Origin of the sequence: Variovorax restrictus (assembly GCF_051216715.1) — a bacterium.
GTDB lineage: Bacteria > Pseudomonadota > Gammaproteobacteria > Burkholderiales > Burkholderiaceae_C > Variovorax.
This window is the reverse complement of the sequence record NZ_JBPJZH010000002.1, coordinates 712,920-727,999: the sequence shown is the minus strand read 5'-3', so window position 1 is coordinate 727,999 and position 15,080 is coordinate 712,920. Positions and strand designations below refer to the sequence as shown.

General features: G+C 66.4%; 15 protein-coding genes. 12 read left to right on the top strand and 3 right to left on the bottom strand.

All coding sequences use genetic code 11. The features are described 5' to 3' along the window. The first annotated feature begins 120 nt into the window (after positions 1-120). Positions 121-795 carry a gamma-glutamylcyclotransferase gene (locus ACSFA0_RS18050; protein ID WP_435451926.1) on the top strand — a complete coding sequence of 225 codons (675 nt, stop codon included), beginning with the start codon at positions 121-123 and terminating at the stop codon, positions 793-795. Then, positions 792-1,328: a superoxide dismutase family protein gene (locus ACSFA0_RS18045; protein WP_435451632.1), complete on the top strand. Its 537-nt coding sequence runs from the start codon at positions 792-794 to the stop codon at positions 1,326-1,328. The genes ACSFA0_RS18050 and ACSFA0_RS18045 overlap by 4 nt, the downstream gene beginning before the upstream one ends. A 145-nt stretch (positions 1,329-1,473) precedes the next feature. Here the strand turns inward: ACSFA0_RS18045 and ACSFA0_RS18040 are convergent, their stop codons facing one another. Next, positions 1,474-2,055, bottom strand: a complete 582-nt coding sequence (locus ACSFA0_RS18040; protein WP_435451631.1) for an NTP transferase domain-containing protein — start codon at positions 2,053-2,055, stop codon at positions 1,474-1,476. Between the two features lie 53 nt (positions 2,056-2,108). Between ACSFA0_RS18040 and pdxH the strand changes: the two genes are divergently transcribed. The 10 genes from pdxH (at position 2,109) to ACSFA0_RS17990 (ending at position 13,947) form a co-directional block, all read left to right on the top strand. Further along, positions 2,109-2,753 carry a pyridoxamine 5'-phosphate oxidase gene (gene pdxH / locus ACSFA0_RS18035; RefSeq protein WP_435451630.1) on the top strand — a complete coding sequence of 215 codons (645 nt, stop codon included), beginning with the start codon at positions 2,109-2,111 and terminating at the stop codon, positions 2,751-2,753. Between the two features lie 115 nt (positions 2,754-2,868). Beyond that, positions 2,869-3,720, top strand: a complete 852-nt coding sequence (asd, locus tag ACSFA0_RS18030; RefSeq protein ID WP_435451629.1) for an archaetidylserine decarboxylase — start codon at positions 2,869-2,871, stop codon at positions 3,718-3,720. Between the two features lie 125 nt (positions 3,721-3,845). Continuing rightward, entirely contained in the window at positions 3,846-4,235 is a 390-nt protein-coding gene (locus tag ACSFA0_RS18025; RefSeq protein WP_435451628.1) for a winged helix-turn-helix transcriptional regulator, read from the top strand. A gap of 103 nt (positions 4,236-4,338) precedes the next feature. Then, positions 4,339-4,689, top strand: coding sequence for an FKBP-type peptidyl-prolyl cis-trans isomerase (locus ACSFA0_RS18020; RefSeq protein WP_435451627.1), 351 nt, complete (start codon positions 4,339-4,341; stop codon positions 4,687-4,689). Positions 4,690-4,973: 284 nt separating this feature from the next. Then, positions 4,974-5,549 carry a nucleotide exchange factor GrpE gene (gene grpE, locus ACSFA0_RS18015; RefSeq protein WP_435451626.1) on the top strand — a complete coding sequence of 192 codons (576 nt, stop codon included), beginning with the start codon at positions 4,974-4,976 and terminating at the stop codon, positions 5,547-5,549. Positions 5,550-5,655: 106 nt separating this feature from the next. Next, a complete protein-coding gene (dnaK, locus tag ACSFA0_RS18010) occupies positions 5,656-7,593 on the top strand; it encodes a molecular chaperone DnaK (protein ID WP_435451625.1) in 1,938 nt (645 codons plus the stop codon). An 87-nt stretch (positions 7,594-7,680) separates the two neighbouring features. Next, complete coding sequence (dnaJ, locus tag ACSFA0_RS18005; protein WP_435451624.1) at positions 7,681-8,820, top strand: molecular chaperone DnaJ; 1,140 nt, start codon at positions 7,681-7,683, stop codon at positions 8,818-8,820. A gap of 328 nt (positions 8,821-9,148) precedes the next feature. Beyond that, a complete protein-coding gene (locus ACSFA0_RS18000) occupies positions 9,149-11,071 on the top strand; it encodes a PrkA family serine protein kinase (RefSeq protein ID WP_435451623.1) in 1,923 nt (640 codons plus the stop codon). Between the two features lie 42 nt (positions 11,072-11,113). Next, the gene (locus tag ACSFA0_RS17995) at positions 11,114-12,400 is read left to right on the top strand and encodes a YeaH/YhbH family protein (RefSeq protein WP_435451622.1); all 1,287 of its coding nucleotides are present in this window, start codon (positions 11,114-11,116) and stop codon (positions 12,398-12,400) included. Beyond that, positions 12,397-13,947 (top strand): SpoVR family protein, encoded by a 1,551-nt coding sequence (locus tag ACSFA0_RS17990; protein ID WP_435451621.1) that lies wholly within the window; start codon positions 12,397-12,399, stop codon positions 13,945-13,947. The genes ACSFA0_RS17995 and ACSFA0_RS17990 overlap by 4 nt, the downstream gene beginning before the upstream one ends. A gap of 9 nt (positions 13,948-13,956) precedes the next feature. Here ACSFA0_RS17990 and ACSFA0_RS17985 read toward each other — a convergent pair whose 3' ends face one another. Both ACSFA0_RS17985 and aroQ read right to left on the bottom strand, forming a co-directional pair. Further along, on the bottom strand, positions 13,957-14,610 hold the full coding sequence (locus ACSFA0_RS17985; RefSeq protein WP_435451620.1) for a DNA-3-methyladenine glycosylase I: 654 nt from the start codon (positions 14,608-14,610) through the stop codon (positions 13,957-13,959). A 10-nt stretch (positions 14,611-14,620) separates the two neighbouring features. Continuing rightward, complete coding sequence (gene aroQ, locus ACSFA0_RS17980) at positions 14,621-15,076, bottom strand: type II 3-dehydroquinate dehydratase (RefSeq protein ID WP_435451619.1); 456 nt, start codon at positions 15,074-15,076, stop codon at positions 14,621-14,623. Between the last annotated feature and the right edge of the window lie 4 nt (positions 15,077-15,080).

Here is a 15,080-nt window from a genome sequence, read left to right as displayed (position 1 = left end):
CCGATGTTCTCCGTAGGAAAGAGGGCGGTAAATAATGGGTGGGTGATCCATGACCGCGAAATTGTAGGTGCCCTGGCCGACGCGGCCTGCGGCAACCCCGGCCCGCCGGGCCTCGACCCCTTGCCGCACGCGCTGCGCGACCCGCAGCCGATGCTCGAGCGCACCATCGCCGAATGGGGCGGCCACGACGACCTCTGGCTGTTCGGCTACGGCTCGCTCATCTGGCGGCCCGACTTCGACTTCTCGGAACGCCGCGCGGCCAAGGTGCACGGCTGGCACCGGGCGCTCAAGATGTGGAGCCGCGTGAACCGTGGCACGGTGCAGAACCCGGGGCTGGTCTTCGGGCTGCTCTCGGGCGGCTGTTGCCAGGGGATGGTGTTCCGCATTCCGGCCGCCGACGGCCTCGAGACACTGGGCCGGCTGTGGCTGCGCGAGATGCCCACCGGCGTGTACGACCCGCGCTGGCTCGACTGCGTCACGCCCGGCGGGCGGGTGCGGGCGCTGGCCTTCACGCTGTCGCGGCGCAGCCCGAACTTCACAGGCGAGTTGAGCGACGCGCGCTACCGCCAGATCTTCCAGAGCGCCACCGGCCGCTACGGCACCTCGCTCGACTACGCGCGCCAGACCCTGCTCGAGTTGCAGCGCCACGCCATCCACGACCGGGCGCTCGCCCGACTCGTGCAGCTCGCAGAATCCGAACTGTCGGCATCGGCCGCTTGCAGCGCCACGACGGCGCCGCTATACCGGGACACCGCCGCATCCGCAGCGCCCGACAACTTCCAGGAGAAACCATGACCTCTCGCTTCCGTTCGATCGCCCTGGCCGCCGCGGCCGCAGGCCTGCTCGCAGGCTGCGCCTCGATGTCCGGTGGCACCGGTGCCGTCGCCAACCTGGTGCCGACCGCGGCGATCACGCCGAACCCGACCGTGGGCAAGGTGACGTTCACGCCGCTCGAACACGGCCTGCGCGTGGCCGGCGAGGTGCGCGGCCTGCCGCCGAACACCGAGCACGGTTTCCACATCCACGAGAAGGGCGACTGCGGCGACAACGGCAATGCGTCCGGTGGGCACTTCAACCCGGCCGGCGGCGTGCACGGCAAGTTCGCGGCCCCCGGCGCCCACGCGGGAGAACTGCCCAGCCTGATGGCCGACGCGAGCGGCGTGGCGCGTTTCCGTGTCGACGTGCATTCCATCTCGCTGACCGACGGCGCTGCCAACAACGTGCTCGGCCGGGCGCTGGTGGTGCACCGCGACCGCGACGACTACACGACGCAGCCGGCCGGCAATTCCGGCCCGCGCATCGCCTGCGCGGTCATCGCGAAGGGTTAAGAAGCTGTGAACGAATCATCCACGCCCGCTCGACGCGCCCTGACGATGTCCCTCGTCGTTGCAAATGCTCGCCATAGCCCGAGCTATGGCTGCGCTTTGCGTCTCGATGGACACCGCCCTGCCGCGCCGCTCGGACGCGGCCAATTCATTCACAGCTTCTGACACCCCGCGCCGCCAACAGCGCTTCGGCCGCCGCGAGGTCCGCCAGGGTGTCGATGTCTGTCACGGTGCCGATGTCGTCCACCACGAGGTCGAGCACCTGGCCGCGTGCGCGCAACGCCTGCAGCACGGGCGCCGCGCCGCGTTCGCCGGACAGGGCCAGGAGCGCGTCGCGCGCGTCGGCGGCGAACGCGACCGGATGCCCCCGTTTTCCTTCGTGATGCGGTTGCACCGCGGCGGCACCTGCAGCCAGCGCCTCAGCGACGCGACGCAGCGTTTCGGGCAGCACCAGCGGCAGGTCGGCCGGCAGCACGAGCCAGCCGCTAGCACCCGACGTCGCGCGCACCGCCGCGGCGACCGAATCCCCCATGCCCGGATGCCCTGCATCCTCGAGGTGCCACGGCAGCCCGCTGGCACGCACCGCATCGAGCGTGCGTTCGAGCACCGGTTTGCCGCCGAGGGGCGCTGCCAATTTGTGCGTTGCCCCGCCCGAGGCACGAAAGCGTTCACCGCGACCGGAGGCCAGCACAAGTACGGTGGGCAGGTCGGAAGGCAGGGGCGCGGTCATGCGCGAAGTATCACGCGCCGGCCGCAGAGCCGCGGTGGGTCGACAATCGCCCGATGACCTCCCCCAACGACAACCTCGCCGCCCTGCGCAAGAGCTACGAACGCGCCGAGCTGGACGAAACCCACAGCGCGCCCGAGCCGCTGCAGCAGTTCGAACGCTGGCTCGGCGAAGCCATCGAGGCGCAAGTGCCTGAGCCCAACGCCATGACGCTGGCCACCGTCGGCAGCGACCTGCGGCCGTCGACCCGCATCGTGCTCATCAAGGGCTACGACGCGCGCGGCATTGTCTGGTACACCAACTACCAGAGCCGCAAGGGCCAGGAACTGGCCGGCAACCCGTACGCGGCGCTGCAGTTCCACTGGGTCGAGCTGGAACGCGTGGTGCGCATCGAGGGCCGGGTCGAGAAGGTGGATGCCGCCGAAAGCGATGCCTACTTCGCCAGCCGCCCGCTCGACTCGCGCATCGGCGCCTGGGCCAGCCCGCAGAGCGAGGTGATCTCGGGGCGCGACGTGCTGGTGAAGAACGCCGCCATGGCCGCCGCGCGGCATCTGCTGTCCCCGCCGCGCCCGCCGCACTGGGGCGGCTACCGGCTGGTGCCCGACCGCTGGGAGTTCTGGCAGGGCCGCAAGAGCCGCCTGCACGACCGACTGCGCTACCGGCTCGACGGCGACTGGGTGCGCGAGCGGCTCGCTCCCTGAACCGTCCCTCGCCCGGCGCGGCGCCCGCCTACACCGGATCGCGCCCGCCCGGGTCACCGGCGCGCGGCCCGCAAGTTCCTAGAATGCGCGCTCCCGTCGCTCTTGCCTCCCCCACGTGTCCGATCGCCTCCCCGTTCTTCCCCAGTACCTCCTGCCCAAGCAGGCCCTGACCTCCTTCGCCGGTTGGGTCGCCGGCAAGGAGCGCGGCGCGGTCACGACCTGGATCGTGCGGCGCTTCGTCGCCAAGTACGGCGTGAACATGGCGGAGGCGCTCGACAGCGACATCGCCAGCTACGCCAGCTTCAACGACTTCTTCACCCGGGCGCTCAAGCCCGGCGCCCGGCCGATCGCCGCCGCCGACCTGGTCTCGCCGGTGGATGGCGCGATCAGCCAGTTCGGCACGATCGACGACGACCAGATCTTCCAGGCCAAGGGCCACCACTGCACGGCCACGGCGCTGGTCGGCGGCGATGCAGCGCTGGCCGCGCAGTTCGCGCACGGCAGCTTCGCGACGCTCTACCTGAGCCCGCGCGACTACCACCGCATCCACATGCCCTGCGACGGGCGGCTCCGCCGGATGATCTACGTGCCGGGTGAGCTGTTCTCGGTGAACCCGACCACCGCCCGCGGCGTGCCGGGCCTGTTCGCGCGCAACGAACGCACCGTGTGCCTGTTCGACGGGCCGCGCGGGCCCTTCGTGCTGGTGCTGGTCGGCGCCACCATCGTGGGCAGCATGGCCACCGTCTGGCATGGGGTGATCAACCCGCCACGCGGCGGCGAGGTGCGCGAATGGCGCTACGACGACCAGGACATCTCGCTCAAGCAGGGCGAGGAAATGGGCCGCTTCCTGCTCGGATCGACGGTCGTGATGCTGTTCCCGCGGCCCGCGCTGGCGTTCAACCCGACCTGGGCGCCAAGCCGGCCGGTGCGTCTGGGCGAAGTGATGGCCAACCACAGCACCGATTGAGCCCCACCCGCCACAGCCCAAGGCTGGCGCGAGACGACAGCTACAACATTCGTAGCAACCGCCCTGCTGCGCTATAGTCGCCAGCCCCGCTTTGCGCCGCCATCCATGCCGAGGAGTCGATCCCGATGAGTTCCAAGGAAAACGCAGCCGTGAACCAGCTGCTGGCGCTGCTCGAAGCACGCTATGCCTTGCGGGTGCTCTGGGCACTGCGGGACGGCCATCCGCAGACCTTCCGGCTGCTGCAGGACAGCGTGGGCGGCATCACGCCGAACACGCTCAACACCCGCATCAAGGAACTGCGCGAGGCCGGGGTCGTCAGCCACGGCGGCGAGGGCTACTGCCTCACGCCGAGCGGGCAGGACCTGCTCAAGCGCCTGTCCGACCTGCAGGCCTTCGCCGCCAAATGGCAGGCGGGCCAGGTCCGGAAAGCGGCGGCTGCGACGGCGGCAGCCCCCGTCACCGCACACCCGACCGCGTCGCCCGCCTCCTCGCAGCCGCCCCTGCCTCCGCACTGACCGCCCGATGCGGCGCAGCGACGGCGCGGCGTCCCGCAGAGCGAGACCGTACGCTCGTTAAACTCCCCCGCTTTCTTCCTCTTCCCCCACACAAGGAGCGCCCATGCCCACCACCCCTTCCGGCCTGCAGTACGAAGACACCATCGTCGGTGACGGCGCCGAGGCCAAGCCCGGCCAGCACGTGCACGTGCACTACACCGGCTGGCTCTACAACGACGGCGTTCAGGGCGCCAAGTTCGACTCCAGCCGCGACCGCAATGACCCCTTCGCCTTTTCGCTGGGCGCCGGCCAGGTCATCAAGGGCTGGGACGAAGGTGTCGCCGGCATGAAGATCGGCGGCCAGCGCACGCTGGTCATCCCGGCCGCGCTGGGCTACGGTGCCCGCGGCGCCGGCGGCGTGATCCCGCCGAACGCCACGCTGAAGTTCGACGTCGAACTGCTCGACGCGCACTAAGGCGCCCCCCTGAGGGGCTTGGCGCACTTCGTGTCGCCAGCGCCCTTCCCCCCCTCCGGGGGCAAGACCGGCGGCCCGGCGAAGCCGGTTCCGCGGTCGCCCTGGTGTTCTGTGGGCTCGCGCACTGCGTGCGCCTTGCCGAGCAAGCTGGAGGGGTCGTGAGGAATTCAGTGTTTCCCGCCAGCGGCTTGATCAGCCGCATTTTTTTGTCTTGAAAAACCCTGCTGCGGGCCCCAGATGGACAGCAATCGTTTCTTTCACGGCCGATCCAACGGTTTTTGAGCATGTCAGACCCTAAAAATCCCGAACTGAACCCGCAGACCCTGCAAGGCGACCCGAGCCCCGAAGAGCTCGAAGCCGCGCAATTCGCCAACGAGGCCGATGCCCAGAACGAGCTCGCCGCGGTCCAGGCCGAACTGGCCGCGCTGCAGGCCAAGAACGCCGAGCTGGCCGACCAGTACCTCCGCGCCCAGGCCGACGTGCAGAACGCCCGCCGCCGCGCCGACGAAGACATCAGCAAGGCCCGCAAGTTCGCGGTCGAGTCCTTCGCCGAGAGCCTGCTGCCGGTGACCGACAGCCTCGAAGCCGGGCTGGCCATCCAGGACGTCACGCCCGAGCAGATTCGCGAAGGCGCCGAAGCCACGCTGCGCCAGCTCAAGAGCGCGCTCGAGCGCCACAAGGTGATCGAGATCGCCCCGGCCGCCGGCACCAAGTTCGACCCGCACCAGCACCAGGCCATCTCGGTCGTGCCGACGCCCGGCCAGGAGCCCAACACCATCGTGGGCGTGCTGCAGAAGGGCTACACCATCGCAGAACGCGTGCTGCGCCCGGCGTTGGTCACGGTCAGCTCGGCGAGTTGATCGCGCACAAGAAACCCACAGGAAATCCCCGCGTCATCCCTTGAACCGCAGCGGGTTATCCACACGTTAAGAACAACTTCATTTCAGCATTCAGGAGAACTTCATCATGGGCAGAATCATCGGCATCGACCTCGGCACCACCAACTCGTGCGTCTCGATCATGGAGGGCAACACGACCCGCGTGATCGAGAACTCGGAAGGCGCGCGCACCACGCCATCCATCGTGGCGTACCAGGAAGACGGTGAAGTGCTGGTCGGCGCCTCGGCCAAGCGCCAGGCTGTGACGAACCCGAAGAACACGATCTACGCCGTGAAGCGCCTGATCGGCCGCAAGTTCGAAGAGAAGGAAGTGCAGAAGGACATCGACCTGATGCCCTACAGCATCACCAAGGCCGACAACGGCGACGCGTGGGTCGAAGTGCGCGGCAAGAAGCTGGCCCCGCAACAGGTCAGCGCCGAGATCCTGCGCAAGATGAAGAAGACCGCGGAAGACTACCTCGGCGAGCCGGTGACCGAGGCCGTGATCACGGTGCCTGCGTACTTCAACGACAGCCAGCGCCAGGCCACCAAGGACGCCGGCCGCATCGCGGGCCTGGACGTCAAGCGCATCATCAACGAGCCCACCGCCGCGGCCCTGGCCTTCGGCCTGGACAAGCACGACAAGGCCGACCGCAAGATCGCCGTGTACGACCTCGGCGGCGGCACCTTCGACGTGTCGATCATCGAGATCGCCGACGTCGACGGCGAGAAGCAGTTCGAAGTGCTGTCGACCAACGGCGACACCTTCCTGGGCGGCGAAGACTTCGACCAGCGCATCATCGACTACATCATTTCCGAGTTCAAGAAAGAGCAAGGCGTCGACCTCGGCAAGGACGTGCTCGCGCTGCAGCGCCTGAAGGAAGCCGCGGAAAAGGCCAAGATCGAACTGTCGAACGGCGCCGCCACTGACATCAACCTGCCCTACGTGACGGCCGATGCCTCGGGCCCGAAGCACCTGAACATCAAGCTCAGCCGCGCCAAGCTCGAGAGCCTGGTCGACGAACTGATCGAACGCACCATCGCCCCCTGCCGCACCGCCATCAAGGATGCCGGCGTGTCGGTCAACGACATCAACGACGTGATCCTCGTCGGCGGCATGACCCGCATGCCCAAGGTGCAGGAGAAGGTGAAGGAGTTCTTCGGCAAGGAACCGCGCAAGGACGTGAACCCCGACGAAGCCGTGGCCGTCGGCGCCGCCATCCAGGGCCAGGTGCTCTCGGGTGACCGCAAGGACGTCCTGTTGCTGGACGTGACCCCGCTGTCGCTCGGCATCGAGACGATGGGCGGCGTGATGACCAAGATGATCGTGAAGAACACGACCATTCCGACGAAGTTCGCGCAGACCTTCTCGACGGCCGAAGACAACCAGCCGGCCGTGACGATCAAGGTGTTCCAGGGCGAACGCGAGATCGCCTCGGGCAACAAGGCGCTGGGTGAATTCAACCTCGAAGGCATTCCGCCGGCCGCACGCGGCACGCCGCAGATCGAGGTGAGCTTCGACATCGACGCCAACGGCATCCTGCACGTCGGCGCCAAGGACAAGGGCACCGGCAAGGAAAACAAGATCACCATCAAGGCGAACTCGGGGCTGTCGGAAGACGAGATCCAGAAGATGGTGAAGGACGCCGAGCTGAATGCCGCGGACGACAAGAAGAAGGTCGAGCTGGCGCAGGCTCGCAACCAGGGCGAAGCCATGGTCCACAGCGTGAAGAAGTCGCTGGGCGAACACGGCGCGAGCCTGGAAGCCGGCGAGAAGGAAAAGATCGAGGCCGCGATCAAGGACGTCGAAGAGGCGCTCAAGACCGAAGACAAGGCCGCGATCGAGGAAAAGACCAACACGCTGATGAGCGCGAGCCAGAAGCTGGGCGAGAAGATGTACGCCGATGCGCAGGCTGCGGCCGGTGCCGCGGGTGGCCCTGGCGCCGCCGCTGGCGCGGAAGCCGCAAGCGCCCCGGCTGACGACAACGTGGTCGACGCCGAGGTCAAGGAAGTGAAGAAGGGCTGATCCCCAGCCGCTCTCCAAGGCTGGATCGCCCCTGTCGGGTGATCCAGCCTTTTCCGTTTCCTGACACCGCCCCGACGACGACGCACCATGGCCACCAAACGCGACTACTACGAAACCCTCGGCGTTCCCAAGAACGCGAGCGAGGAAGAGATCAAGAAGGCTTATCGCAAGCTCGCGATGAAGCACCACCCCGACCGCAACCAGGGTGACGGTTCGAAGGATGCCGAGGCGAAGTTCAAGGACGCCAAGGAAGCCTACGAGATGTTGTCCGACCCGCAGAAGCGGGCGGCGTACGACCAGTACGGCCACGCCGGCGTCGACCCCAACATGCGCGGCGGCCCGGGTGCGGAAGGCTTCGGCGGCTTTGCGGAAGCCTTCGGCGACATCTTCGGCGACGTGTTCGGCGGCGCCCGCGGCGGCCGTCAGAGCGGCGGCCGGCAGGTGTTCCGCGGCAGCGACCTGAGCTACGCCATGGAGGTCACGCTCGAAGAAGCTGCCGAGGGCAAGGACGCGCAGATCCGCATTCCGAGCTGGGACGACTGCGACACCTGCCACGGCAGCGGCGCCAAGCCGGGTACCAAGCCGATCACCTGCACCACCTGCCACGGCCAGGGCTCGGTGCAGATGCGCCAGGGCTTCTTCAGTGTGCAGCAGACCTGCCCGCAGTGCCACGGCAGCGGCAAGATCATCCCCGAGCCGTGCGCCACCTGCCACGGCCAGGGCAAGATCAAGAACAACAAGACGCTTGAGGTGAAGATCCCGGCCGGCATCGACGATGGCATGCGCATCCGCAGCACCGGCAACGGCGAGCCCGGTACCAACGGCGGGCCGCCGGGCGATCTTTACATCGAGATCCGGCTGAAGAAGCACGAGATCTTCGAGCGCGACGGTGACGACCTGCACTGCGTGGTGCCGGTCAGCATGACCACCGCCGCGTTGGGTGGCGAGATCAACGTGCCGACCCTCAGCGGTGCGGCCGCCATCGACATTCCCGACGGCACGCAGAGCGGCAAGCAGTTCCGCCTTCGTGGCAAGGGGATCAAGGGCGTGCGCGGCAGCTACCCGGGCGACCTGTACTGCCACGTGCGCGTCGAAACGCCGGTGAAGCTCACCGAACACCAGCGCAAGCTGCTCAAGGAGCTCGACGACTCCTTCAAGAAGGGCGGTCACAAGCACAGCCCGACCGACAAGGGCTGGTTCGACAAGGCCAAGGAATTCTTCAGCTGAACGCCTTTGACTGACATCGCGCTGGAAGGGCGGCCTGCGGGCCGCCTTTTTGTTTGGTGCTATGCATGTAAACACGGTCGGCGAGCACTGTTGCCGAATCGTTCATGGATCAGGATGGAACTTGATGTCGCGCTGTTGTTCAGAGAGAACACACCACACGCGGGTGCGATCTTTGCTTTATGCTGAATCAGCAGTTTGAGCAGATTGGTTAGGGAGTTTTTGCAGGGCACATCGCCGTGCGCAAGCGCCTCCACAGCGGTTGCGGTCGGCACGCGTTCTGCGGCAGATCCGGGGCTACGGCCTCATTGACTCGATGGAGGTTTTGTCCATGGATGTGATCAGCAACTTTGCCGCCCGCTACGACCGCACGCGAGAGGAAGTCATCTCGTTGCAGGAGTACCTGGACATCTGCAAGCGTGAACCCGTGGCTTACGCCAGCGCGGCCGAACGCATGCTCAAGGCGATCGGTGACCCCGAGCTCGTCGACACGCGCAACGACCCGCGCCTCTCGCGCATCTTCGCGAACAAGGTGATCAAGCTCTACCCGGCGTTCAAGGAGTTCTATGGCATGGAAGACGCCATCGAACAGGTGGTGTCGTACTTCCGCCATGCCGCGCAAGGGCTGGAGGAGAAGAAACAGATCCTCTATCTGCTGGGCCCGGTTGGCGGCGGCAAGAGCTCCATCGCCGAACGGCTCAAACAACTGATGGAGCAGGTGCCCTTCTATTCGATCAAGGGCTCGCCGGTGAACGAATCGCCGCTCGGCCTGTTCGACCCAGCGGAAGACGGCGAGATCCTGGAGAAGGAATACGGCATTCCGCGCCGCTACCTGCAGCGCATCCTGTCGCCGTGGGCCGTCAAGCGGCTGGAGGAATACGGCGGCGACATCCGCAGGTTCCAGGTGGTCAAGCGCTACCCGTCGGTGCTGCGGCAGATCGGCGTGGCCAAGACCGAGCCCGGCGACGAGAACAACCAGGACATCTCTTCCCTGGTCGGAAAGATCGACATCCGCAAGCTCGAGACCTACGCGCAGGACGACCCTGATGCGTACTCCTACTCCGGGGGGCTGTGCCTCGCGAACCAGGGCCTGCTCGAGTTCGTCGAGATGTTCAAGGCGCCCATCAAGGTGCTGCACCCGTTGCTCACCGCCACGCAGGAAGGCAACTTCAAGGGCACCGAAGGCTTCGGCGCGATTCCCTTCGACGGCATCGTGCTGGCCCACAGCAACGAGAGCGAGTGGAAGGCCTTCCGCAACAACAAGAACAACGAGGCTTTCCTCGACCGGATCTACATCGTCAAGGTGCCCTACTGCCTGCGCGTCTCGGAAGAAATCAAGATCTACGAGAAGCTTGTGCGCACCTCGTCGCTGTGGGAAGCGCCCTGCGCCCCGGGAACGCTGCGCATGATGGCGCAGTTCTCGGTCCTCACGCGGCTGAAGGAGCCGGAGAACTCGAGCATCTTCAGCAAGATGCAGGTCTACGATGGCGACAGCCTGAAAGACACCGACCCCAAGGCCAAATCGCTGCAGGAGTACCGCGACTACGCGGGCGTCGACGAGGGCATGAGCGGCGTGTCGACGCGCTTCGCCTTCAAGATCATCTCCAAGGTCTTCAACTTCGACAGCAGCGAAGTCGCGGCCAACCCGGTGCACCTGATGTATGTGCTCGAACAGCAGATCGAGCGCGAGCAGTTCCCGGCCGAGACCGAGCAGAAGTACCTGGCCTACATCAAGGAACACCTCGCGGTGCGCTATGCCGAGTTCATCGGCAAGGAAATCCAGACCGCCTACCTCGAGAGCTACAGCGAGTACGGCCAGAACATCTTCGACCGCTATGTGACCTACGCCGACTACTGGATTCAGGACCAGGAGTACCGCGACGTCGACACCGGCGAAGTGTTCGACCGCGTGGCGCTCAACGGTGAGCTCGAGAAGATCGAGAAGCCCGCCGGCATCTCGAACCCGAAGGATTTCCGCAACGAGATCGTCAACTTCGTGCTGCGGGCGCGCGCCGGCAACGCGGGGCGCAACCCGGCGTGGACCAGCTACGAGAAGCTGCGCACGGTGATCGAGAAGAAGATGTTCTCGAATACCGAGGAGCTGCTGCCCGTCATCAGTTTCAACACCAAGAGCAGTGCCGACGAACAGAAGAAGCACCAGGACTTCGTCGCGCGCATGGTCGAAAAAGGCTACACCGCCAAGCAGGTGCGGCTGCTGTGCGAGTGGTACCTGCGCGTTCGCAAGAGTTCTTGAGTTTGATGTCGCGCTCCGGCGCGGAGGTGTGACACCTTGGCCATGCTGCAACAGATCATCGATCGACGCCTGTCGGGCAAGAACAAGTCGATCGGCAATCGCGAGCGCTTCCTGCGGCGCTACCGGGGCCAGATCCGCGATGCGGTGCGGCGCGCCATCAGCGGCCGCACCATCCGCGACCTGGAACGCGGCGAGGACATCACGCTGCCCAAGCGTGACGTGTCGGAGCCGGTGTTCGGGCACGGGCCGGGCGGCAACCGCGAGTACGTGCACCCGGGCAACCAGGAATACCTCAAGGGTGACCGCATCAAGCGTCCGCCCGGCGGCGGGGGCGGCGGCCAGGGCAGCGGGGAAGCCGGCGACAGCGGCGAAGGCGAGGACGACTTCGTCTTCAAGCTCACCCGCGAAGAGTTCATGCAGGTCTTCTTCGACGACCTCGCCCTGCCCCACCTCATCCGCACGCAACTGGCCGAAGTGCCCGAGTGGAAAAGCCATCGCGCCGGCTTCAAGAGCGACGGCAACCCGAGCAGCCTCCATGTGGTGCGTTCGATGCGGGGCGCACTGGCACGGCGCATTGCGCTGGGTGGGGAGGACCGTGTCGCGCTGATGCGCATGCAGACCGAACTGCTGCAACTGCGCGCCGAACCCGGTGCGAACGAGCCGCCGCTGGCCGACCGCATCGCCGATCTGGAAGCGCAGATCGTCGAGCTGCGCCGCACCGCCAAGCACATCCCCTACATCGACCCGATCGACCTGCGCTACCGCAACCGCGTACGGGTGCCGGTGCCCAGCGCCAAGGCGGTGATGTTCTGCCTGATGGACGTGTCGGGTTCGATGGACGAGGCGCGCAAGGACATGTCCAAGCGCTTTTTCATGCTGCTGTACCTGTTCCTCACGCGGCACTACGAGAAGATCGACCTGGTCTTTCTGCGGCACCACACGCAGGCGCAGGAAGTGACCGAAGAAGAGTTCTTTCATGCCACCGAGACCGGCGGTACCGTGGTGTCGAGCGCGCTGGTGCTCATGGACGAGATCATCCGTGCGCGCTACCCCAGCGGTGAATGGAACATCTACGGCGCGCAGGCCAGCGACGGCGACAACTGGCACCAGGACAGCGGCCGCTGCCGCCAGATGCTGGACGAATCGATTTTGCCGATGGTGCGCTACTACGCCTATGTGCAGGTGGCCGACGCAGAGCAGAACCTCTGGCAGGAGTACGCGCAGCTCCAAGGCATCCGCCCCAACTTCGCGATGCGCAAGGTGGCGAGCGCGCAAGACATCTACCCGGTGTTTCGTGAACTGTTCAAGAAGGAAGGAGCGCCCGCATGAGCGAGACGAGCGAACTGCCGGTGACATCCTCCCCGGGCCGCGCTACCGAGCCGCTGCCGAGCCCGTCGGACTGGACCTTCGACCTGATCGAGACCTACCACCAGGAGATTCGCAAGACGGCCGAGTCCTTCAAGCTCGACACCTACCCGATCCAGCTGGAGATCATCACCGCCGAGCAGATGATGGACGCCTACGCCAGCGTCGGCATGCCGGTGATCTACCGCCACTGGTCGTACGGCAAGCAGTTCATCTCGACCGAGAAGAACTACCGGCGCGGCGCCATGGGCCTGGCCTACGAGATCGTCATCAACTCCGACCCCTGCATCGCCTACCTCATGGAAGAGAACACCATGGCGATGCAGGCGCTGGTGATCGCCCATGCGGCCTACGGGCACAACAGCTTCTTCAAGGGCAACTACCTGTTTCGCATGTGGACCGATGCGTCGTCGATCATCGACTACCTGGTCTACGCGCGGAACTACATCAACGAGTGCGAGGAACGCCACGGTGTCGACGCCGTCGAGGAACTGCTCGACTCCTGCCACGCCTTGATGAACTACGGTGTCGACCGCTACCGTCGGCCGCAGAAACGTTCGCTCGCGCAGGAGATCAGCCAGCGCGCCGAACGCGAGCACCATCTGCAGCAGCAGGTCAACGACCTCTGGCGCACCCTGCCCCGGCGCGCCGAGGCGGCGGCCGGTGCCGATGCCACGCGCCGCTTCCCAGCCGAGCCGCAGGAGAACCTGCTGTACTTCATCGAGAAGAACGCGGCCCTGCTGGAACCGTGGCAGCGGGAAGTGGTGCGCATCGTGCGCAAGGTGGCGCAGTACTTCTACCCGCAGCGCCAGACGCAGGTGATGAACGAGGGCTGGGCCACCTTCTGGCACTACACCCTGCTCAACACCATGTACGACAAGGGCCAGCTGGCCGACGGCTTCATGATCGAGTGGCTGCGCTCCCACACCAGCGTGGTGTACCAGCCGCCGGTGGGCCACCGCGCTTACAGCGGCATCAACCCCTACGCGCTGGGCTTCGCGATGTTCACGGAGCTGCGCCGCATCTGCGAGAAGCCGACCGAGGAAGACCGCCGCTGGTTCCCCGACTACGCGGGCACCGACTGGCTCACGACGCTCGACCATGCGATGCGCAACTACAAGGACGAGAGCTTCGTCGGCCAGTTCCTGAGCCCCAAGACGATGCGCGACTTCCGCCTCTTCGCGGTGCGCGACCACGCCGACGACCCCGAACTCGAGATCGCGGCGATCCACGACGACAACGGCTACCAGGCGCTGCGCGAATCGCTCTCGCGCCAGTACGACATCGGCAGCCGCGAGCCGGACATCCAGGTGTGGAACGTCGACATGCGCGGAGACCGCTCGCTCACGCTGCGCCATGTGCAGCGCAACGGCCAGCCGCTGCGCGACGACACGCACGAGGTGCTCAAGCACGTGACCCGGTTGTGGGGCTTCGACGTGCGGCTCGAGAGCGTCGATCCACAGGGCCGCGTGACCTTGCGCGAAACGGCTTCGGCCCCGCGCAACCGCTGAACATGCATCTCAGCGCGGCAGCGTGAGCGCCTTGCGAGCGGCCAGGGCGGCGTCTCGCGCGCTGCAGCCTTCGATGTGGTCGTTGACCAGGCCCATCGCCTGCATGAAGGCGTAGACGGTGGTCGGCCCGACGAAACTCCAGCCACGCTTCTTCAGGTCCTTCGACATCGCGATCGATTCGGCGGTGGTAGTGAAGGCGCGCAGCGCGGCGAGCGTCGCCTTCTTCGGGCGCGACGACGCCGACGGTTCGAAGCGCCAGGTGTAGGCCGCCAGCGAACCGAATTCCTCGCGGAGCGCCAGCACGCGCTTCGCGTTGTTGATCGTCGATTCGATCTTGCCGCGGTGGCGCACGATGCCGGCATCGGCCAGCAGGCGTGCGATGTCGGCTTCGCCGAAACGAGAGACCTGCTCCGCCTCGAAGTTGGCGAAGCCGCGCCGGAAGTTCTCGCGCTTGTTCAGGATGGTGAGCCAGCTCAGCCCGGCCTGGAAGCCTTCGAGGCAGAGCTTCTCGAACAGCCGGCGTTCGTCGGTCACGGGGAAGCCCCATTCCTGGTCGTGGTAGTGCTGGTACGCCGGCGTGGCCTCGCACCAGCGGCAGCGCGTCGCGCCGTCGGCACCGCGGAACAGGCCGTCCGCCAGCGGCTTTTCTTTGCTCGAAGGCACGCTGCCGTCCTCAGTCGGCCGCGTTCAACTGCACCAGTGCATCCATGGCGAGCGGGTAGCCCTTCACGCCGAGCCCGACGATGATGCCGCGCGCCACCGGCGAAATGAAGGAATGGTGGCGGAAGCTCTCGCGCGCATGGACGTTCGAGATGTGCAGTTCGATGACCGGCACGCTGGCGCCCTTGATGGCGTCGTGCAGCGCGACCGACGTGTGGGTATAGGCGCCGGCGTTCAGCACCACGCCCACCATGCGGCCGGCGGTCACCTCTCGCCCGGCTTCGTGCAGCCAGTCGACCAGCGCGCCCTCGTGGTTGGTCTGCCGGCATTCGACCGCCACGCCCAGCCGCGCACCGGCGTCGGCGCACAGGCGCTCGACATCGGCCAGCGTGTCGCTGCCGTACTGCGCCGGCTCGCGCGTGCCGAGGAGATTGAGATTGGGGCCGTTGAGGACGAGGATCTTTTTCATGGGC

What these genes read in the sequence shown, in the direction of transcription:
- dnaK (WP_435451625.1), top strand. Translation starts at nt 5,656, where the DNA reads ATGGGCAGAATCATCGGCATCGACCTCGGCACCACCAACTCGTGCGTC.
- aroQ (WP_435451619.1), bottom strand. Translation starts at nt 15,076, where the DNA reads ATGAAAAAGATCCTCGTCCTCAACGGCCCCAATCTCAATCTCCTCGGC.
- ACSFA0_RS18040 (WP_435451631.1), bottom strand. Translation starts at nt 2,055, where the DNA reads ATGACCGCGCCCCTGCCTTCCGACCTGCCCACCGTACTTGTGCTGGCC.
- ACSFA0_RS17995 (WP_435451622.1), top strand. Translation starts at nt 11,114, where the DNA reads ATGCTGCAACAGATCATCGATCGACGCCTGTCGGGCAAGAACAAGTCG.
- ACSFA0_RS18045 (WP_435451632.1), top strand. Translation starts at nt 792, where the DNA reads ATGACCTCTCGCTTCCGTTCGATCGCCCTGGCCGCCGCGGCCGCAGGC.
- grpE (WP_435451626.1), top strand. Translation starts at nt 4,974, where the DNA reads ATGTCAGACCCTAAAAATCCCGAACTGAACCCGCAGACCCTGCAAGGC.
- ACSFA0_RS18020 (WP_435451627.1), top strand. Translation starts at nt 4,339, where the DNA reads ATGCCCACCACCCCTTCCGGCCTGCAGTACGAAGACACCATCGTCGGT.
- pdxH (WP_435451630.1), top strand. Translation starts at nt 2,109, where the DNA reads ATGACCTCCCCCAACGACAACCTCGCCGCCCTGCGCAAGAGCTACGAA.
- ACSFA0_RS18025 (WP_435451628.1), top strand. Translation starts at nt 3,846, where the DNA reads ATGAGTTCCAAGGAAAACGCAGCCGTGAACCAGCTGCTGGCGCTGCTC.
- ACSFA0_RS18000 (WP_435451623.1), top strand. Translation starts at nt 9,149, where the DNA reads ATGGATGTGATCAGCAACTTTGCCGCCCGCTACGACCGCACGCGAGAG.
- dnaJ (WP_435451624.1), top strand. Translation starts at nt 7,681, where the DNA reads ATGGCCACCAAACGCGACTACTACGAAACCCTCGGCGTTCCCAAGAAC.
- ACSFA0_RS17990 (WP_435451621.1), top strand. Translation starts at nt 12,397, where the DNA reads ATGAGCGAGACGAGCGAACTGCCGGTGACATCCTCCCCGGGCCGCGCT.